The organism is Psychrobacter sp. 1Y6, from assembly GCF_052258385.2.
Lineage (GTDB): Bacteria > Pseudomonadota > Gammaproteobacteria > Pseudomonadales > Moraxellaceae > Psychrobacter.
Map to the genome: position 1 here is coordinate 405,099 of NZ_JBQQEW020000001.1, position 21,364 is coordinate 426,462.

General features: G+C 43.1%; 15 protein-coding genes and 1 tRNA gene. 15 read left to right on the forward strand and 1 reads right to left on the reverse strand.

Annotation, left to right across the window (positions count from 1 at the left end):
- The first annotated feature begins 26 nt into the window (after nucleotides 1-26).
- The 11 genes from tuf to ACTXGF_RS15405 all read left to right on the forward strand — a co-directional run bounded on the left by tuf (nucleotide 27) and on the right by ACTXGF_RS15405 (nucleotide 15,405).
- Nucleotides 27-1,217 (forward strand): elongation factor Tu, encoded by a 1,191-nt coding sequence (tuf, locus tag ACTXGF_RS15355; protein ID WP_057758488.1) that lies wholly within the window; start codon nucleotides 27-29, stop codon nucleotides 1,215-1,217.
- A 329-nt stretch (nucleotides 1,218-1,546) separates the two neighbouring features.
- Nucleotides 1,547-1,622 (forward strand) — tRNA-Trp (locus ACTXGF_RS15360).
- A gap of 51 nt (nucleotides 1,623-1,673) precedes the next feature.
- Nucleotides 1,674-2,159, forward strand: a complete 486-nt coding sequence (gene secE, locus ACTXGF_RS15365; RefSeq protein WP_057761731.1) for a preprotein translocase subunit SecE — start codon at nucleotides 1,674-1,676, stop codon at nucleotides 2,157-2,159.
- Between the two features lie 71 nt (nucleotides 2,160-2,230).
- Nucleotides 2,231-2,761 (forward strand): transcription termination/antitermination protein NusG, encoded by a 531-nt coding sequence (nusG, locus tag ACTXGF_RS15370; RefSeq protein WP_057761729.1) that lies wholly within the window; start codon nucleotides 2,231-2,233, stop codon nucleotides 2,759-2,761.
- A gap of 90 nt (nucleotides 2,762-2,851) precedes the next feature.
- Nucleotides 2,852-3,283 carry a 50S ribosomal protein L11 gene (gene rplK, locus ACTXGF_RS15375; RefSeq protein ID WP_057761727.1) on the forward strand — a complete coding sequence of 144 codons (432 nt, stop codon included), beginning with the start codon at nucleotides 2,852-2,854 and terminating at the stop codon, nucleotides 3,281-3,283.
- The gene (gene rplA / locus ACTXGF_RS15380; RefSeq protein WP_057761725.1) at nucleotides 3,283-3,984 is read left to right on the forward strand and encodes a 50S ribosomal protein L1; all 702 of its coding nucleotides are present in this window, start codon (nucleotides 3,283-3,285) and stop codon (nucleotides 3,982-3,984) included. Before rplK ends, rplA begins: the two co-directional genes overlap by 1 nt.
- Before the next feature lie 457 nt (nucleotides 3,985-4,441).
- Nucleotides 4,442-4,969: a 50S ribosomal protein L10 gene (gene rplJ / locus ACTXGF_RS15385; protein ID WP_057761724.1), complete on the forward strand. Its 528-nt coding sequence runs from the start codon at nucleotides 4,442-4,444 to the stop codon at nucleotides 4,967-4,969.
- Between the two features lie 120 nt (nucleotides 4,970-5,089).
- Nucleotides 5,090-5,461 (forward strand): 50S ribosomal protein L7/L12, encoded by a 372-nt coding sequence (gene rplL, locus ACTXGF_RS15390; RefSeq protein WP_057761722.1) that lies wholly within the window; start codon nucleotides 5,090-5,092, stop codon nucleotides 5,459-5,461.
- Between the two features lie 765 nt (nucleotides 5,462-6,226).
- A complete protein-coding gene (gene rpoB / locus ACTXGF_RS15395; RefSeq protein WP_101204292.1) occupies nucleotides 6,227-10,345 on the forward strand; it encodes a DNA-directed RNA polymerase subunit beta in 4,119 nt (1,372 codons plus the stop codon).
- 151 nt (nucleotides 10,346-10,496) lie between these two features.
- Complete coding sequence (rpoC, locus tag ACTXGF_RS15400) at nucleotides 10,497-14,714, forward strand: DNA-directed RNA polymerase subunit beta' (protein WP_057761718.1); 4,218 nt, start codon at nucleotides 10,497-10,499, stop codon at nucleotides 14,712-14,714.
- A gap of 166 nt (nucleotides 14,715-14,880) precedes the next feature.
- A complete protein-coding gene (locus ACTXGF_RS15405) occupies nucleotides 14,881-15,405 on the forward strand; it encodes a DUF6586 family protein (protein WP_290178582.1) in 525 nt (174 codons plus the stop codon).
- A gap of 159 nt (nucleotides 15,406-15,564) precedes the next feature.
- On the opposite strand, the gene ACTXGF_RS15410 is transcribed toward ACTXGF_RS15405, so the two are convergent.
- Complete coding sequence (locus ACTXGF_RS15410; protein WP_443535236.1) at nucleotides 15,565-18,201, reverse strand: penicillin-binding protein 1A; 2,637 nt, start codon at nucleotides 18,199-18,201, stop codon at nucleotides 15,565-15,567.
- A gap of 193 nt (nucleotides 18,202-18,394) precedes the next feature.
- Here ACTXGF_RS15410 and pilM point away from each other — a divergent pair, with 193 nt between their 5' ends.
- From pilM to ACTXGF_RS15430, 4 genes are read left to right on the forward strand one after another with little or no spacing between them, the layout of a single operon-like run.
- Nucleotides 18,395-19,450, forward strand: coding sequence for a type IV pilus assembly protein PilM (pilM, locus tag ACTXGF_RS15415; protein WP_101204296.1), 1,056 nt, complete (start codon nucleotides 18,395-18,397; stop codon nucleotides 19,448-19,450).
- Nucleotides 19,450-20,103, forward strand: a complete 654-nt coding sequence (locus ACTXGF_RS15420; RefSeq protein WP_101204297.1) for a PilN domain-containing protein — start codon at nucleotides 19,450-19,452, stop codon at nucleotides 20,101-20,103. The genes pilM and ACTXGF_RS15420 overlap by 1 nt, the downstream gene beginning before the upstream one ends.
- Entirely contained in the window at nucleotides 20,100-20,819 is a 720-nt protein-coding gene (gene pilO, locus ACTXGF_RS15425) for a type IV pilus inner membrane component PilO (RefSeq protein ID WP_339728345.1), read from the forward strand. Before ACTXGF_RS15420 ends, pilO begins: the two co-directional genes overlap by 4 nt.
- Nucleotides 20,819-21,352 carry a pilus assembly protein PilP gene (locus ACTXGF_RS15430; protein WP_102090382.1) on the forward strand — a complete coding sequence of 178 codons (534 nt, stop codon included), beginning with the start codon at nucleotides 20,819-20,821 and terminating at the stop codon, nucleotides 21,350-21,352. Before pilO ends, ACTXGF_RS15430 begins: the two co-directional genes overlap by 1 nt.
- The last annotated feature ends 12 nt before the right edge of the window (nucleotides 21,353-21,364 follow it).

The window sequence follows — 21,364 nt, forward strand, 5'->3', positions numbered from 1 at the left end:
GAACCCCAAAAAAAGAGGAAATACCCATGGCAAAGGCCAAGTTTGAACGTAACAAGCCACACGTCAACGTCGGTACAATCGGACACGTTGACCATGGTAAAACAACCCTTACCGCTGCAATCGCAACCGTAGCTGCAATCACCTCTGGTGGCGAAGCCAAAGACTACGCGTCTATTGACTCAGCACCAGAAGAAAAAGCACGTGGTATCACAATCAATACCTCACACGTAGAATATGACACAGACAGCCGTCACTACGCACACGTAGATTGCCCAGGTCACGCCGATTATGTTAAAAACATGATCACTGGTGCTGCCCAGATGGACGGCGCAATCCTAGTAGTATCTGCAACTGACGGCCCAATGCCACAGACTCGTGAGCACATCTTGCTTTCACGTCAGGTTGGCGTACCGTACATCATCGTATTCATGAACAAATGTGACATGGTTGATGACGAAGAATTGTTAGAACTAGTAGAAATGGAAGTTCGTGAACTATTGAACGACTATGACTTCCCAGGCGATGACACTCCTATCGTTAAAGGTTCTGCTACTGAAGCCCTAAAAGGCTCAGAAGAAAAATACGGCCAACCAGCTGTTGTAGAGCTACTAAACGTACTAGACACTTATATCCCAGAGCCAGAGCGTGACATCGACAAAGCATTCCTAATGCCAATCGAAGACGTATTCTCAATCTCAGGTCGTGGTACTGTAGTAACAGGCCGTGTTGAATCTGGTATCGTTAAAGTTGGCGACGAGATCGAAATCGTTGGTATCCGTGACACTCAAAAAACCACCTGTACTGGTGTAGAGATGTTCCGTAAACTGCTTGACGAAGGTCGTGCAGGCGAAAACTGTGGCGTACTACTACGTGGTACTAAGCGTGAAGACGTACAACGTGGCCAAGTACTAGCTAAGCCAGGTTCAATCACTCCTCACACCAAGTTTGACGCTGAAGTATATGTATTGTCAAAAGAAGAGGGTGGTCGTCACACACCATTCCTAAACGGCTATCGTCCACAGTTCTACTTCCGTACTACTGACGTAACTGGCGCAATCCAATTACAAGACGGTACTGAAATGGTAATGCCTGGTGATAACGTTGAGATGGGCGTAGAGCTTATCCACCCAATCGCTATGGACAAAGGTCTTCGCTTCGCAATTCGTGAAGGCGGCCGTACTGTAGGCGCTGGTGTTGTTGCTAACGTATTGAACTAATATAAGTCTCAGTAATGAGCTTTTGAATTAGTCATAAAAAAGGCCATCCTATCTAGGGTGGCCTTTTTTTATTGGAGAAAGTTGAAGCATGTTCGAAAATAGAATTATGCCTAGCGTGTATTAATGAATTAGCTATATGTGTGACAGAGACAATTATTTGTTAGATAGCATATTGTAATCTACGGCATAGCTTGTTATATTATCGCTGCACTTAACGCTAACAGTTATTTTAGATTGCGGCAGTGCAAAATCAGGTAAAATTAATAATTTTACCGTCAAGGGCTTGCATTCTATGCTAAATATTGTATAATGCTGTCCTTTACACCCATAGGCGATTGGCTCAATTGGTAGAGCATCGGTCTCCAAAACCGAGGGTTGTAGGTTCGAGTCCTACATCGCCTGCCATCTTCTTATCACATCTTTGTTGTACCCCACCATCTCCGAAGCGAGTTCTTTATGAGCAATGATCAAGATAACCTCGAGACTAAGTTATCTGATGCCAAGGCGGTTGCTGGTGGAATGCTGTCTAAAAATAAGCATGTTTCAGCTAGCGGTACTACTGCTGTTGAAGTGGCTAAGACTGGCTCAATAAAAGATTTGATTTTGTGGCTACTTGCCGCAGCTGTATTAATTGGTGCGACTCTAGTAAATCAATATTTACCAGGCTATTGGCAACCTGCCAACGATGTCTGGGTACGTATTGGTATTATTGTCGCACTTGTTGTATTTGCATTAGTCTGTTTGGCGCTAACGCATCAAGGCCGTGCTTTTAAAATATTATTAAAAGACGCTGCCGTTGAGCTTCGCCGAGTGACATGGCCAGGTAAAGACGAAACCTTTCAATATACATGGCAAGTGATTGTCGTGATTGCGATTGCTGGTTTCTTTATTTGGTTATTGGATAACTTTTTTAATTGGTTCGTTGGTATTTTTATCGGTTAATAGCACGTATTAGTGACTATTAGCGAGACATTTACTCATAACGACTTATTTATAATGATCAGGAGCGTGATATGCGTTGGTATATTGTCCAAGCGTTTTCAGGATATGAAAAACAAGTACAACGTTCATTAACTGATCGTATTAATCGTAGTGACTTTGCTGAGTCATTCGGTGATGTATTGGTTCCTACTGAAGAAGTCGTCGAAATGAAAGACGGCAAGAAACGTAAGAGTGAGCGCAAGTTCTTTCCTGGATATGTATTGATCCAAATGGAAATGAATGATAATACTTGGCACATCGTAAAAGACTGTCCACGTATTATGGGCTTTATCGGTGGTACGCCTGAGATGCCTGCACCGATTACGCAAGTAGAAGCTGATCGCATTTTAAACCGTTTGAACCAGACTGAAACTGACCCACGTCCTAAAACTCTATTTGAGCCAGGCGAAGAGTTGTTGGTTATCGATGGTCCATTTACTGACTTTAAAGGGTTGGTAGAAAAAGTGGATTATGAGAAGTCTAAGCTACATCTAACGGTAAACGTATTTAATCGACCTACACAGGTTGAGCTTGAATTTAGTAAAGTTGAAAAACTAGACTAAATTAGCAAAAAATTCATCAACCGGGGAGCTGTTAGTCAATTAGGTATATACCACGTTGATTTGGCGCTATTACCCATTTAGGAGAGTATCATGGCTAAGAAGATTGATGGTTACATCAAACTGCAAGTGCCTGCAGGCAAAGCAAATCCTTCACCACCTATTGGTCCAGCTTTGGGTCAAAAAGGCGTGAATATCATGGCGTTCTGTAAAGAATTTAACGCTGCGACCTCAGGCCAAGAGCCAGGTCTACCGATCCCAACTGAGATCACAGTATACAGCGACAAATCTTTTACCTTCATCATGAAGTCACCACCAGCTGCATACTTACTACGTAAGGCTGCTGGTATTGCTAAAGGTTCAGGTACACCGAACACTGCTAAAGTTGGTAAAGTTGACCGTGCACAACTAGAAGACATCGTTAAGACTAAGAATGCAGATTTAACTGCAGCTGATCTTGACGCTGCTGTCCGTACCATCGCTGGTACTGCACGTTCAATGGGTATTACCGTGGAGGGTGTATAATGTCTAAGCTAACCAAACGTCAAAAAGAAATTCAAAGCCGTATTGATAACGAAAAACAGTACACTATTGAAGAAGCGGTTCAAATCCTAAACGATTTGCCAGCGCTAAAATTCAAAGAGTCTATCGATATCGCAGTAAACTTGGGCGTTGACCCACGTAAATCTGATCAAGTAGTTCGTGGTGCAACTAACCTACCTGCTGGTACTGGTAAAACCAAACGCGTTGCTGTATTTGCTCAAGGCGCTGCTGCTGAAGCCGCTAAAGAAGCTGGTGCAGACATTGTTGGTTTTGAAGACCTAGCAGAGCAAATCAAAGCCGGTAACATGGACTTTGATGTTGTTATCGCAGCTCCAGATGCAATGCGTGTTGTTGGTCAGTTAGGTACTATCCTAGGCCCACGTGGTCTAATGCCTAACCCTAAAGTTGGTACGGTAACGCCAAACGTTGCTGAAGCTGTGACTAATGCGAAAGCTGGTCAGGCTCAGTACCGTGTTGATAAAGCTGGTATCATCCATGCAACTATTGGCCAAGTTGGTTTCACTGCTGATCAAATCGAGCAAAACGCGCAAGCGATTCTTTCTGATCTAAAGCGTGCTAAGCCTGCTACTTCTAAAGGTACTTTCATTAAGAAAATTACCTTGTCTAGCACGATGGGTCCAGGTCTAACGATCGACGCTGTTCCTTATCGTACTGCTAAATAATTAAAGTTTTTATCTTCAAATATTTTGAATGATAAACACAAACAGTTTTTAAAGAATTAGGTCAGCGTAGTATTTGCTACGCTGTCTAAGACCGTAGGTAGAGAGTAGTTTAGAGTCATAGTTAGCGATCTTCGGATAGTTGCTTATGATAATAAGTCACTTTTGTTAATCGACGACAGATGAAAATCTTAGTTGTCCTACGCAGACGGTGGCCCACACAGTTTAAGACACGAGCGAATAGGGCGATAAGGTTATTTATAACCTTCAAACTATTACTCAACGTCATTCTGATAACGGTGCCGTAATCAGTCGTTACCAGTAGATGCTTTTTTTATTAATTGAATCCGCTGGTAATGTGTCGTATCAAGTCAGTCTTAGCTTACAGTTTGAGCGCATAAAAACCTTGTTTTTGGCACTTTTATTATAAGTCGATTGATAAGATTAAAGGAGTCAACTTATGGCATTAACGCTAGAACAAAAACAACAAGTTGTGGCTGAAGTGTCTGAAGTTGCTGCTAATGCTTACTCAGCAGTAGCTGCCGAATATCACGGTATTGGTGTTGCACAGCTTACTAAGCTGCGCGAACAAGCTCGTGATAAAGGCGTTGTTTTGAAAGTGGTAAAAAATACACTAGCAAAACGCGCTTTTGAAGGCACTAAGTTTGAGAGCATGTCAGACCGTATGACTGGTCCACTACTTTTGGCTTTCTCTATGGAAGATTTGGGATCTGCTGCTCGAGTCGTTTTTGACTTCAGCAAAGATAACAAAGCTTTAGAGACCAAATTAGTATCAGTCGGTGGTGAAGTTTATGGTCCAGAAGAGCTAGAGCGCGTATCGAAGCTACCAACTCGCGACGAAGCAATCTCTATCTTGATGGCTACTATGAATGCACCAGTGACCAAGCTTGTCCAGACTATGAACGCTGTTCCTGGCAAGTTCGTTCGCACTGTAGCGGCAATCAAAGACGCAAAAGAAGCTGCTTAATTGCTTGTTTTAACGTAACTTTAACATCGCTAATTTTGGTTGCATTTTATTGTCACATTAGGCAAGCAATCAAGGCGATATTAGAATCAATTAATTTTTATCAGATAACGGAGAGTTCTCATGGCACTATCTAAAGATGACGTGTTAAATGCAATCGCTGAAATGTCAGTAATGGATATCGTTGAGTTAATCAGCGACATGGAAGAAAAATTCGGTGTAACAGCTGCTGTTGCTGCTGCACCTGCTGCTGCTGGTCCTGCTGCTGCTGCTGCTGAAGAAAAAGACGAGTTTGACGTAGTTCTTGCCAGCTTTGGCGAGAAGAAAGTTGGCGTAATTAAAGCCGTACGTGAAGCTACTGGTCTTGGCCTAAAAGAAGCGAAAGATTTGGTTGAAAGCGCTCCAGCTCCAATCAAAGAAGGCGCATCTAAAGCTGAAGCTGAAGAGTTGAAAAAGAAACTTGAAGAAGCTGGTGCAACTGTTGAGCTAAAATAAGTTTAACACTGTACGAAAAAAAAGCTGGTAATGCCTTGCATTGCCAGCTTTTTTTTACTATAATTCGTAGCTTGACCTTTTGTGTCTGCCAACATACGTATGCAACATCACGGTGGATACCCATCAAAAGGACAGACGATATACATGCAAGCACACATGCCAGTTTTTGAAATCAGTTAATATGAGCTAAACGTCTGTAGATGTTTGGCATTTTTTTGTGTCTGCATGCTTTCCTATCAACACTATAGTTTATACTGATTCTAAAAGTTATAGTTACCCCGATTATTAATCCTGAAAAAAGCGGTATTCTTAAAAAAGCTGTTGATCATAAGTTGCCTACTTGGTGTGGCATGACTGTCGATATTCAGTCTCATAGACAGTTTGTATGTGTAGGGAACATGGTTCGGTAATAAATAGTCTAGATGGCAAGTGGTATGGATGCAATCTTAGTAGACATTATTTTCCAGCAATGTATTTGTAAAGTAAGCCTGATAGGCAATGCGTTATAGATTATATAATATTGAATTTTTTGGTTGCAACAGTCATATAGACTGATTCACTTACCATGAATTTAGCAAGCAATGACGAGATTAAGTGAAGTGTGCTAGGTAAGCACTGAAGAGTAAAGTAGTAATTGACAGAAAAGACATGAACTGAACACGAAGACCCGTTTTATATTATCGTTTACGTCGCCACGTTTGCATCGTATTTATGCATACTGGCCACGCTTTTAATTTGTTTCCACGTTTACTGTAAGGACTCTCGATGGCATATTCTTATACTGAAAAAAAGCGTATTCGCAAAAGTTTTGCTGAATTGCCCACTGTAATGGACATTCCCTATTTACTGTCTATTCAAGTAGATTCTTACGAGCAATTTTTGCAAGAACACAAAAAGCCGAAAGCTCGTGAGAATACTGGTTTGCAAGCTGCGTATTCCTCTATTTTCCCAATTGAGAGTCACTCTGGTAACGCAGAGCTACAATTTGTTGAGTACTATTTAGGCACGCCTGAATTTGATGAGCGTGAGTGTATCTTACGTGGTTCAACGTTTGCTGCGCCTATGCGTGTCAAAATCCGTTTGATCATCAAAGACAAAGACAGCAAAGACAAAGATAGCAAAGCTGCTATCAAAGATATCCGTGAGCAAAGCGTTTACATGGGCGAGATGCCTTTGATGACTGCTAACGGTACTTTTATTATCAATGGTACTGAGCGTGTTATCGTATCTCAGCTACATCGTTCACCTGGTGTGTTCTTTGACCATGATAAAGGTAAGTCGCATTCAAGTGGTAAAGTGCTTTATAACGCACGTATTATCCCTTACCGTGGTTCATGGTTAGACTTTGAATTTGATGCAAAAGATTTAGTATTTGCTCGTATTGACCGTCGCCGTAAGCTACTTGCTTCAATCATTCTACGCGCACTTGGTCTAACAACTTCTGAAATCCTAGATTTATTCTTTGATAAAGTTGCTGTTTATAAAGGCGAAGAGACGTTTGAGATTGATTTAGTTGCTGATCGTCTACGTGGCGAAATGGCTCAGTTCGATATCGTATCACCTGAAGGTGACGTTATCGTCGAGCAGGGCAAACGCATCAACGCACGCCGTATCCGTCAGCTTGAAGAAGCAGGTATGACGAAGATTGCTGTGCCTGATGAGTATCTATATGAGCGTATTTTAGCAGAAGATATTGTCGTTAACGACGAAATCATCGCTAAAGCAAACACGCCAATCGACCACGAGTTATTGGTTAAATTGAACTCATTTGAAGCCAGTGGTGCCATCAAAGAGTTCAGCATTCTGTTCACTAACGATATCGACCAAGGTAGTTATATTGCTGATACGCTACGTGCTGATAGTACCTCAAGCCGTGAAGAAGCGTTGATCGAAATCTATAAAGTAATGCGTCCAGGTGAGCCACCAACGGTCGAAACTGCTGAGAAACTGTTTGAGAGCATGTTCTTCAACGCAGATCGTTATGACTTATCAAACGTCGGTCGTATGAAGTTCAACCGTCGTCTTGGTTTAGAATTTGACAATACTGATGATCCTGATATCCAGCGCGAACGCAGTGTATTGACCAACGATGATATCGTTAACGTTCTAAAAGAACTTATCGAGATTCGTAATGGTCGCGGCGATGTCGATGATATCGATCACTTAGGTAACCGTCGTATTCGTTCAGTCGGCGAAATGGCAGAAAACCAGTTCCGTGTTGGTCTAGTACGTGTAGAGCGTGCGGTCAAAGAGCGTTTGAGCTCAGCGGAATCTGATAACTTGTCACCACAAGATTTGATTAACTCTAAGCCAGTAGCGGCTGCGGTTAAGGAATTCTTTGGTTCAAGCCAGTTGTCACAGTTTATGGATCAGAACAACCCGTTGTCTGAAGTTACCCATAAGCGCCGTGTATCAGCGTTAGGACCTGGTGGTCTAACTCGTGAACGTGCAGGCTTTGAAGTACGTGACGTACATGATACCCATTATGGCCGTGTATGTCCTATTGAGACTCCTGAAGGTCCAAACATTGGTCTGATCAACTCACTAGCAACATTTGCTAAAACCAACAGCTTTGGCTTCTTAGAAACGCCTTATCGCCGTGTGGTTGATGGTAAAGTTACTGATGTTATTGAGTATCTATCAGCAATCGAAGAAGTAGGTACTGTCATTGCACAGGCTGATTCTCCGATGACTGAAGATGGTGCGTTGTCTGACGAGATGGTCAGTGTACGTAGCTATGGTGAATTTGTTCGTATGCCGCCAGAAAAAGTGACGCATATGGATGTATCACCAAGTCAGGTAGTATCGGTTGCAGCAGGTTTGATTCCGTTCCTAGAGCATGATGATGCTAACCGTGCCTTGATGGGCTCGAACATGCAGCGTCAGGCTGTTCCTACGCTACGTGCTGATAAGCCGTTAGTAGGTACGGGTATGGAGCGTCACGTTGCTCGTGACTCTGGTGTTTGTGTTATCGCTAAGCGTGGCGGTGTGATTGAAGATGTTGATGCATCACGTATCGTTGTTCGTGTAAACGAAGACGAGATGACTGCTGGTGAAGCAGGTATCGATATCTATAACTTGATCAAATACACGCGCTCTAACCAAAACACTTGTATCAACCAACGTATCATTGTTAACCAAGGTGACGAGATTGCTTTGGGTGATATCTTGGCAGATGGTCCATCAACGGATCTTGGTGAGCTAGCACTAGGTCAGAACATCCGCATCGCATTTATGCCGTGGAATGGTTACAACTTCGAAGATTCAATCTTGCTATCTGAAAAAGTAGTTAAAGAAGATCGTTTCACTACTATTCATATCCAAGAATTGACTTGTGTGGCTCGTGATACCAAGCTAGGTACAGAAGAGATCACTGCTGATATTCCAAACGTTGGTGAAGCGGCATTATCAAGTCTTGATGAAGCAGGTATCGTCTATATCGGTGCTGAAGTTGACGCTGGTGATATTCTAGTTGGTAAAGTGACGCCAAAAGGTGAAACGCAACTAACGCCAGAAGAGAAACTACTACGGGCTATCTTTGGCGAAAAAGCGGCTGACGTGAAAGACACTTCACTACGCGTACCAACTTCAAGTAAAGGTACGGTTATTGATGTACAGGTCTTTACCCGTGATGGCGTTGAAAAAGACGCACGCGCAAGAGCGATTGAAAAATCGCAGCTTGATAGCTATCGCAAAGATTTGAAAGAAGAGCTACGTATCTTTGAAGAAGCAGCACGTGGTCGTATTGGTAATCTACTAGATGGCCAAAAAGTCAGCGGCGGTGCTGGTCTAAAAGCTGGGACAGTTATGGCATTGGCTGATATGAAAGATATGAGCCTTGAGACGTTGCTTGATATTCAGCCAGTAGAAGAAGAAATCTCTGAGCGTCTAACGCAAATCGCTGATTACTTGGTTGATAAGCAAAAAGACATCGATGTGAAGTTTGCTGAGAAAAAACGCAAATTGACTGCTGGTGATGACCTGCAACATGGCGTACAAAAAATCGTTAAAGTATATCTAGCGGTTAAGCGTCGTATTCAGCCTGGTGATAAGATGGCTGGTCGTCATGGTAACAAAGGTGTTGTATCGCGCATCATGCCAGTTGAAGACATGCCTTATGATGAAAATGGTAATACCGTTGACATCGTATTGAACCCACTTGGTGTACCATCTCGTATGAACATCGGTCAGGTTCTAGAGACGCATTTGGGTATGGCAGCGAAAGGGTTGGGCGAGAAGATTGACGGTATGCTCAAATCTCAAGCAGCGATCAAAGAGCTACGTGACTTCTTGGATAAAATCTATAACCAAGTAGGCGGTGAGCAAGTTGATCTTGATAGCTTAAGTGATGATGACATCATGGCGCTAGCAGACAACTTACGTGGCGGTGTGCCGATGGGCACAGCAGTATTTGACGGCGCAAGAGAAAGCCAAGTTAAAGACTTGCTCGAGCTTGCTGGTATGGATCGCGATGGTCAGCAGACGTTATATGATGGTCGTACAGGTCAGAAGTTTGACCGTAAAGTAACTGTTGGCTATATGTACATGCTCAAGCTTAACCATTTGGTTGATGACAAAATGCATGCGCGTTCAACGGGTTCTTATTCTCTAGTGACGCAACAGCCATTGGGCGGTAAAGCTCAGTTTGGTGGTCAGCGCTTCGGTGAGATGGAAGTATGGGCACTAGAAGCATACGGCGCGACTTACACGTTGCAAGAAATGCTAACGGTGAAGTCGGATGACGTTGAAGGCCGTACTCGTATGTACAAAAACATCGTTGATGGTGAGCAGTATATGGATCCAGGCATGCCTGAGTCGTTTAACGTACTGACCAAAGAAATCAAATCACTGGGTATTAATATTGAGTTAAAACAAAGTAACTAGCCCGTTGTTTAACTTAGTTGTCCACTAAAGGCAGTCTGCTTTATTGCTGCTGCTTTTAGTGATTTGTCTCAACCCTATTCATTGCCTTCATTCATCTTATCTGCGTCAATGGTACGCTGTCAGATGATTATAAAGATAACGGAGAAGCAACTTGAAAGATTTACTCGATATCATGCAAAGCCCTACCGGCAACGGTAACCAAGAGTTTGATAGCATTCAAATTACTTTAGCCTCACCTGATGTTATTAAGTCATGGTCGCACGGCGAAGTAAAAAAGCCTGAAACCATCAACTATCGCACGTTCAAGCCTGAGCGTGATGGTCTTTTTTGTGCCAAAATCTTTGGTCCAGTAAAAGATTTCGAATGTTTATGTGGTAAATATAAGCGCCGTAAGTTCCAAGGCGTTATCTGTGAAAAATGTGGTGTTGAAGTTACCACTGCTAAAGTCCGTCGTGACCGCATGGGTCATATCGACCTAGCCAGTCCTGTGGCGCATATTTGGTTCCTAAAATCATTACCAAGCCGCATTGGTCTATTGCTAGACATGACGCTACGTGATATCGAGCGCGTTCTATATTTCGAAAGCTACATTGTTACTGAGCCTGGTCTAACTAGCTTAGAAAAGTACCAGTTGCTTGATGATGAAGATTATTACAAAGCGCTTGAAGAGTTTGGTGACGAATTCACAGCCAAAATGGGTGCTGAAGCAGTTCAAGACCTATTAAAAGATATCGATATCGATCTTGAAATTGATGAGCTACGCGAAGCGATTCCACAAACAGGTTCTGAGACTAAGCTTAAGAAGATGTCTAAGCGTCTCAAATTATTAGAAGCATTCCGTGATTCTAATAACAAGCCTGAGTGGATGGTAATGAACATCTTGCCAGTACTACCACCAGATTTGCGTCCTCTAGTACCGCTAGAAGGCGGCCGTTTTGCGACGTCAGATCTAAACGATCTATATCGCCGTGTGATCAACCGTAACAACCGTCTTAAGCGTCTGCTTGAGCTAAGCGCACCTGACATCATCGTACGTAACGAAAAACGTATGTTGCAAGAGTCAGTAGATGCGTTGCTTGATAACGGTCGTCGCGGTCGTGCCATCACTGGTAGTAACAAGCGTCCATTGAAATCTTTGGCAGATATGATCAAAGGTAAGCAAGGTCGTTTCCGTCAGAACTTACTTGGTAAGCGTGTCGATTACTCTGGTCGTTCGGTTATCGTTGTAGGTCCAACACTACGTCTACATCAGTGTGGTCTACCTAAGAAAATGGCACTAGAACTATTCAAGCCATTTACTTATAACAAACTATTGTCTCATGGTTTAGCGACTACAATTAAAGCTGCCAAAAAGATGGTAGAGCGTGAAGAGCCACAAGTGTGGGATATGCTGGCCATGGTTATCCGTGAGCATCCAGTATTGCTTAACCGTGCGCCAACACTTCACCGTTTGGGTCTGCAGGCATTTGAGCCAGTATTGATCGAAGGTAAAGCCATCCAGCTGCATCCACTTGTTTGTACTGCATTCAACGCCGATTTCGATGGTGACCAAATGGCCGTTCACGTGCCATTGACGCTAGAAGCACAGCTTGAATCACGTGCCTTGATGATGTCTACCAACAACATCTTGTCACCTGCAAACGGTGATCCGATCATCGTACCATCTCAGGATGTTGTACTAGGTCTATATTACATCAGTCGCTCGTCTATCAATGCCAAAGGCGAGAGCATGATTTTTGCTACCGTTAATGAAGCATTGCGTGCGATTGGTTCAAACGATCTACATGTAAACGCCAAGATCAAAGTGCGTGTTACTGAGACGCAAATTGACGAAGACGGTAACGAGACTAAAGAAATCAGTATCAAAGATACGGTTGCTGGTCGTCTACTTATCTGGAACATCATGCCTAAAGGTATGACGTTTGATGAGTGTAACCAAGAGATGACGAAGAAAAACATCTCTCGTTTGATCAACTCTTGCTACCGTAAAGTTGGCGTAAAAGAAAGTGTTATGTTTGCTGACCAATTGATGTATCTTGGTTTTGCTCAAGCAACACTATCTGGCGTGTCTATCGGTATCGATGACATGGTCATTCCACCACTTAAGAAGCAAATCATCGAAGTGGCAGAAGGCGAAGTTCGCGAAATCGAAGATCAGTTCGAGCAAGGCTTTGTAACTGCTGGTGAGCGCTATAACAAAGTAGTTGATATCTGGTCACGTACCAATGACAAAGTCGCTAAGGCGATGATGGACAACTTGGCAACAGATAAAGTTATCAATGCACAAGGTGAAGAAGACGAGCAGAAGTCATTCAACTCTATCTTTATCATGTCAGATTCTGGTGCTCGTGGTAGTGCGGCACAGATTCGTCAGTTGGCAGGTATGCGTGGTTTGATGGCGAAACCAGATGGCTCAATTATTGAGACACCGATTAAAGCTAACTTCCGTGAAGGTTTGACCGTACTACAGTACTTCATCTCAACTCACGGTGCACGTAAAGGTCTAGCGGATACAGCACTGAAAACAGCTAACTCGGGTTACCTAACTCGTCGTCTAGTTGATGTGGCACAAGATTTGGTTATCACTAGCGATGATTGTGGTACTGAAGAAGGCCTACTCATGAAACCACATATCCAAGGTGGTGAAATCATTGAGAAGCTAGGTGAGCTAGTACTGGGTCGTGTGACTGCTCGTGACGTTACTTATAATGACGATGCTGATAAAGTATTGATTCCAGCTGGCACATTGATCGATGAGTACTGGGTTAACGTCCTTGATAATAACGCAATCGATGATATCTGGGTACGTTCAGTAATTACGTGTGATATCGAACATGGCGTATGTTCACAGTGTTATGGTCGTGACCTTGCACGTGGTCATAAAGTGAATATCGGCGAATCAGTCGGTGTTATGGCAGCTCAGTCTATTGGTGAGCCGGGTACTCAGTTAACCATGCGTACGTTCCACGTAGGCGGGGCAGCGAGTTCAGCCTCTGTAGACAACAGCATCTCTGTACGTAATGCTGGTCAAGCGCACTTTGAAAACATGAAAACAGTACAGCATACCGATGGTCACTTAGTCATCGTATCGCGTTCAGCTGAAATCGCATTGACCGATGAGCTTGGCCGTGAGCGTGAGCGCTATAAAGTACCGTACGGTTCAAGCGTACTTGTGAAAGACGAAGAGCAGGTTGAAGGCGGTCAAACTATCGCTAAATGGGATCCGCATACGCATCCAATCATTACAGAATTTGCTGGTACAGCACGCTTCAGTGACATCACTGACGGTATGACTGCAACAGTAAAAGTTGATGATGCGACTGGTATGAGCTCATTTGAGATTTTAGCCACTCGTGACCGTTCAAGCTCAGCAAAAGACTTACGTCCTGCGATTATCTTGAACACTGACGAAGGCAAAGAAGTGGTTTACTTCTTACCAGCTGAAACTATCATCCGCGTAAGCGATGGTGAGAAAGTAGCAGCAGGTTCGATTCTAGGCCGTGTACCACAAGCGTCTTCTGGTACGAAAGATATTACCGGTGGTCTACCACGTGTTGCTGACTTGTTCGAAGCACGTCGTCCAAAAGATCACGCCATTATGGCAGAAATGACTGGTGTGGTAAGCTTTGGTAAAGAGACTAAAGGTAAGAACCGCTTCATTATTACTAATGAAGATGGTGAAGTACATGAAGAGCTAATCCCGAAATGGCGTCAAATCAACGTCTTTGAAAACGAGACGGTAGCACGTGGTGAAGTGATCGCTGATGGTCCACAGAACCCACATGATATCTTGCGTTTGAAAGGTCAGACTGCACTTGCTGATTATATCGTCAACGAAGTACAGGACGTTTATCGCTTACAGGGTGTAAAAATTAACGATAAGCACATCGAAGTTATCATTCGTCAGATGTTGCGTAAAGTTGAAATCACTGACGGCGGCGATTCAAGTCACTTCAAAGGTGATCAGGTCGAGTATGCAGATATCAAAGCGTTGAATGCAAAGCTAGAAGCGGAAGATAAATTCCCAGTACAGTTTGAGCGTCAATTATTAGGTATCACCAAAGCAAGTCTGGCAACTGAAAGCTTTATCTCAGCAGCTTCTTTCCAGGAAACAACCCGTGTACTAACTGCGGCTGCTGTGACTGGTAAAGTAGATGAGCTACGTGGTCTGAAAGAAAACGTGGTTGTGGGTCGCTTGATTCCTGCAGGTACTGGTCTTGCTTATCATAAAGCACGCAAAGAAAAAGCAGATCAGAAGCTACAAGATAAAGATTTGAATGCAGCGTTTGATATGACTGCAAGCACTGATAGCAAAGACTTTGCAAGCTTCGACGAAGCATTTGCTCAAGAGTTAAATCAAGATAATTAATCGCATTAAGTATTTTGATTCATTCTTAATTTGATAAAAAAGCCAGCCTAAGTTGCTGGCTTTTTTGTGCGTATAAAAAACTGAGAAAGGCATGGTGCTATTATCTAAAAAAATAGTACACTGGAAATACGCTCTAATTCACTACTCATAGAAGGATAGTTAGCAAATGGCAGGTAAAACTCGCGTCGCCAAATATCAAGCAGATCGAACCAATCAAAAGTTATATTTCTGTCGTTTATCTTGCCAATCTGCAGGAAGTACCAATGACAAACAGTTATACCAAGCCCATTGTGAGACTGCTATTTTTCATTTACATGGTGCTTTATTGGCATTTATTCAGGAGCTCGGTCATTTCTATAGCCTAAATATGACGGCGCCAACCTTGCTTGATATTGAACAAGCATTGAGCGAGCGTACCCAAGTATCTCCTGAGATTCAGCGTTTGCAGCAACTGCAACAGCAAGGCTTTATCGCCAATATAGAACGTGCTTATCAGCGTTGTCTGTATGCAGTACCGCCAGATACTATCGTCGATGAAGCACCAAGTAGCCAATCAGCGTCGCCAGACTTGATTGTCAATGTTGTCACCTTATCCAATCAATGGCTGCCTGATGAGACCACAATACGAGAATGGCGCAATCAGCTTTTAGAGCTGATTGAACAACTGCGTGCAGGTATGGTCGAGTTCTAATAGGAAGCACACTAGAAAATTTATTCTTTGATCGCTATTTATTGAACCATTTGAAAGTATGATTAAGTAGGGTAGATCATAGTCTACAGCGCATAAAAAAGGCTTATTCAGTCATTACTGAATAAGCCTTTTATTATTAATTAAGAATTGTCTTGTTTATTACTCTGGCATCGGTGGCATACTTTTAACGGGTGTCACCGTTAATGGATTCTCCGGTACGCTGTCATCACTACGATTGCTGCTTGGTTTTGTTGATGGTGGAGTGCTGGTATCTTCAGTAGGCTCTGGAACCGAAGGCTTACGCTGCTGAGTTTGAGTCTTGACTGGTTTCGCTGATTTATTAGCGTCATCGTTAACTAGGACGCCATCATCAGTCATCTCTATGATGCTTTGCTGTTGCTTTCTGGATTTTGAGCGGTTATTGATAGATACCCATTGGCTTGGCGTGTCTTTGAGCTGTGCTTTCATAAAGTCCATCCATACAGGCAGCGCTGCCACACCACCGTATTCACGACGGCCCATAGTAGATGGTTGATCAAATCCCATCCATACTACGGTTGCGTTGGTAGGATGAAATCCTGCAAACCACGCATCTTTGGCCTGATTGGTGGTACCAGTTTTGCCACCGATATCATTGCGACCTAATGCCTTTGCTCTTACTGCTGTACCGCGTTGGACTACATCGCGTAGTATATCGGCCATCTCAAAAGCGACTCTAGGTTGCAGTATACGCGGTGCTTGTTTGGCTCTTACATATTGTACGGCAGGTGCTTTCAGGCGGTCTGACTGTGGACCTGCGTTATATACCGTTAAATCAAGCTCTTTATCTGCTGTTTCGCTATTATCATTGCTTTCTGATGATGAATTATCGGCCGTTGTTTCGTTAGTGCTATCATCAAGCGCTTCAATTGACTTCTCATACTCTTCAACTAAGCTGCTATTAACTTTTTCAAGTTTTTCGTTAAAGCATAGTGCACATGCTTGACGTGGATTTGCCTGAAACAACAGCTCGTTCTTATAATTGTAAATTTGTTCAATAAAGTAAGGTTGGACACGATGACCACCATTCGCGAAAGTTGAGTAAGCCGTGGCCATTTGTAAAGGGGTGGCTTGCCCTGCTCCAAGTGCTAATGACAAGGTTGTCGGCAGCTTTTCTTTATCAAGACCGAATTCATCTAATAGGTTGCGCGTACTTGAGATACCGATAGCTTGTAACAAGCGAATAGATACAAGGTTACGAGATAAATATAAACCACGACGTAAAGTGATATCACCTAAGAAACGTTCATCAGAGTTTTTGGGTTTCCAGTCACCTACTTGGATAGCTTTATCAGACACTATGGTATCTGGACGATAACCTTTTTCTAAAGCGGCGGTATAAACAAGAGGTTTGATGGTTGAGCCAGGTTGACGCCAGCCTTGTAGAGCGCGGTTGAACTTACTGTGGTTAAAATCAAAGCCACCAACCAATGCATTGACAGCACCAGTCTCTGGATTCAACGAAACCAAGCTGCCTTGGATTTTAGGTATTTGACCTAATTGCCAGTTGCCATTTGAAGTAGGTATCACACGAACGATATCGTTTTTCTTAACAACTTGACTGGCATTGCTAGGGTAATAACCAATACGGTCGGCAGAAATATATTTGCGTGCCCATTTCATACCAGACCAATTAACGGTCACTTCTTCACCAGATTGTAGAACTGCATTAAAACTACGAGAATTGACTTTAGTCACTTTGGCAGGAGACATATTGCTGTAGCGTCGGAAGTTTTCGAGAGGCTCATCATTTGCTTCAGCCCCACGCCAACCATGGCGATGCTCGTAGGCAATCAATCCTGTTACTACTGCTGCTTCGGCATCTGTTTGCGCTTTACTATCTACTGTGAGACGTACGCGCCAGCCACCATGCATGACTTGATCGCCATAACGTTCGACTAAAGAAGCTCGCGTCATTTCCGCCAAATAAGGCATGTTTACATCGAGCTTTTCTTTATATAGGTTGATACCGATAGGGGAGTTGACTGCTTCATCATACTGAGCTTTGTTAATATAGCCAAGCTCATGCATGCGTCCAACGATCCAGTTACGGCGAGTCAATGCGCGGCTAGGATTGGCAACAGGATTGTATTTAGAAGGGGCTTTTGGTAGACCTGCTAACATGGCCATTTCAGCAATGGTTAGATGGTCTAATGACTTACTATAGTATTTTTTGGCCGCAGCGCGGATGCCATAGGCGCCTTCGCCTAGATAGATTTTATTGACATATAACGTCAAGATGTCATTTTTGCTCAGTTCGTCTTCGATCTTACGGGCCAAAAACAACTCTGTTAGTTTGCGGTTTAAAGTACGTTCTGGACTTAAAAAATAGTTTTTAGCGACCTGCATCGTAATGGTAGAGCCACCGGTTTGACCATCGTCATCAGTGACTGCTTCGGTGACAGCGCGACCAAGACCTTTAATGCTAATTCCGCTATGCTGAAAGAAAGAAGCATCTTCGGCTGCTAAAAAGGCATGAGTTAAATCTTCAGGAATCTCATCAAAACTAACTGGTAAAGATAAACGATTGCCGTATTGGCCAATTAATTTATCATCACTACTATAAATCTGTAATGGCATTTCTAGTTTGGCTGTTTTAATTTCTTGCGTACTAGGTAGGGTCGGCGATAGATACATGGCCATCCCATAAAAACCAATAGGTACAGCAAGTGCTAGAACAACTGCCAATGCTAGGCAAGCGATAAAGAGTCCCACCAAAAAGCGAATGAGACGAGCGGTAGCATTTGTTTTGGCCATAATAAGACTTATTAGTTAGAATTTGTAGCAGACAATATTATTATACATTGAACAAAATAGGCAGGTCATAATAAATGTGTAAGTTGGCCTTAATATATTTTTAAATGCTTGAATCTATCAATTAAGTAAAGTATTGTATTGAATTATTACAAATAACTACCAGATTGTACACTTAATATAAGGTATAGAGCTAGTGAGGCTATTTACTTCCAAAAGTCGACATTTGATTGGCGTGGATATTTGTGCCACTTCAGTAAAGTTGGTTGACATACAGCGTCAGCAAGGCATGTTTCACCTAAAATCTTATGGTATTGAAAGACTACCGGAAGGTATCGTGGTTGATAAGATTCTAGTAGATACAGAAGCTGCCGGTAATATTATAACGAGCTTGGCAAGACGCTGCCAAGTCGCGGGTAGCAATGCTGCGACAGCGGTTTCTGGCTCCGCAGTGATTACTAAAATCATTGATATGGATATGACACTCAGCGATGTAGAGCGTGAGGCGCAAATACGTTTGGATGCTGACCAATATGTGCCTTATCCATTAGAAGACGTCAATCTAGATTTTGAAGTATTAGGACCGTCTTTGGTTAGTGAAGATATGGTTCAGGTATTGCTTGCTGCTTCTCGTTCAGAAAACGTCGACCAGCGTGTCGATGCTCTAGCCTTTGGTGGCCTACAAACAAAAGTCATGGATATCGAATCTCATGCAATCGAGCGTGCGTTTGGATTGATGGTAGACAGTCTGCCAAATGTACCAGAACTAGTAGCATTGGTAGATATTGGCCATAATCAGACCACATTATATATCGCTAAGAATGGCGAGTTTATTTATAGTCGTGAGCAGTTGTTTGGCGGTGCTCAGCTGACCGAGGCAATACAAAATCGCTATGGCCTATCAGCAGAAGAAGCGACATTGAGTAAACGCGAACGTACCTTACCTGATGATTATTATCCTGAAGTACTGACCCCTTTTATAGAAAATACCATTCAACAGATCACTCGCTCTTTACAGTTTTATTTCTCATCAAGTCAATATAGCAGTATCGATCATGTGGTGCTTGCAGGAGGCAGTAGCTCCATTGCAGGTCTCGCTGGTATGGCACAACAAAAGCTGGGTGTAACTGTCAGTGTTGCCAACCCTTTCACCAATATGACTATTGCACCAAATATCGATAATGAGCAATTGGCGGTCGATGCGCCAAGCTTAATGGCTGCATGCGGTCTTGCGTTAAGGAGCTTTGACTAATGGCTCGTATTAACCTTTTACCTTGGCGACAAGAAGAACGTGAACGTCGTAACAAAGAGTTTATGACATTGATAGTGGCGGTGACATTACTGACGCTATTAGCAGCTTTTGCTTCATGGAGTTATTTTAATAATGAGCTTGATGAGCAGCTTGATGCCAACGCATTGATCGAACAAGAAAACACTCGCTTAGACACCGCATTGACCGAGATTGACAGTTTAGAGCAGCGCCGTGAAGACATTATTTCACGCATGCAAGTCATTCAAGACTTGCAAGGACGACGTCCTGTGCCTGTACGTTTATGGGACGATCTCGCTAAAGCTATTCCACCAGCACTTTATCTAAATAACCTTAAACGTGAAGGCGATGTCCTAACTTTGACAGGCTTAGCGGACAATCCAAACATTGTGTCTAGTCTGATTCGTAACCTTGATAACAGTAAATGGATGGGCAACTCAGCAGTAAGTAATATTCAACAGAATATTAGCGCTTATGAGGCTGCTCCAGTCCTCAATAATACGGTGAATACTGGTGAGCAGGCGCGCCCCGTTTATCCTGAAGACAGTTACGTACAGTTTGTAGTAACGACTAGAGTACAATCGGAAACTCCGACTGCTGCTGATACCGATACTGGTCTAGGAGGTGCGTTATGAAGCTTATCCGCAAAAAGAGCCTCTCTAAAACCAAAAAATCTGCTTTAAAGCCAAAAAAGCAATTTGATCTAAATGAGTTTCGCCGTAGTTTTGAGTCGCTAGATTCAGAAAACTATGGCAGTTGGCCATTACCTGTAAAAGTGACAGTCATTGGACTTATCATTACCTTCATCGCAGCATTGTCATGGGCATTACCCATCAGCAGCAAAATTGATGAGATCAATGCGGCTGAAAGCCAACAACAGACCTTACTCGATAGCTACCGTGAAAAAGAATCTCGCGCTCGTCATTTAAAAGCGTATCAGGCGCAAGTGGTCCAAATGGAAACTGAATTTAATACTTTGTTAGATCAGCTGCCGAAAGATACACGTGTGTCGGAACTGGTAGAAGGCATAAATATGACAGGCGTTGGTAGCAATATCCGTTTTCAGGATATTTCAGTAGAGCCTGAAATTGAAAATGAATTCTTTATTGAGCAGCCAATACGTATTGCAGCTTTGGGTGAATACCATCAGTTTGGTAGCTTTATCAGTGGTCTTGCTGCACTGCCTCGAATTATTACGATGCATGATTTTGAAGTCAGCAATCCGCAGCCTACATTGGATGTTTTGCCAGAGCTTAATCTAGTCTTGCAAACTAAGACCTATCGCTCTAAAGAAGCGGCTCCTGAAGGTGATACAGCCGCTGCTACTGATGCAAATGCAGGAGGCAACTAATGAGTATTCAAAAAATGCCCATGCTATTGGTTTTAAGTGTCGCTGTTTTATCTATGACTGGGTGTAGTGACCGTATAGGTATGGCAGAGCAGGCAATGACCGATATCCGCAATCAGCCTGCACAACCTATTGAGCCGCCGCCTAAAGCCGAACTGGTAGAGGATTTTGTGTATAGCGCTAGCTCGCAGCGTAGTCCATTTTTACCACCGAGTTTGGTCAATGTACAAGGCCCGACCACTCCTATAGATGGTGTGCGACCAGATATCAACAGAATCAAAGAACCGCTTGAGCAGTATGAACTGTCGCAATTGGTCTTCCGAGGCGTGGTGATTTCGCCTGAAGGTCAGCGATATGCATTGATACAACGTCCTGATGGTTCGGTTGCGAGTGTTAAAGTAGGCGATTATCTTGGATTGAATGACGGCCGTATTGTTGAAATCACGCCGACCCAGGTTAACTTGATTGAAATTGTGCCAGATAGCCGCGCCGGGTTTGTAGAAAAACCCCAGTCGCTGGTATCCCCTATAAGCTAAGTCGGCAGATTT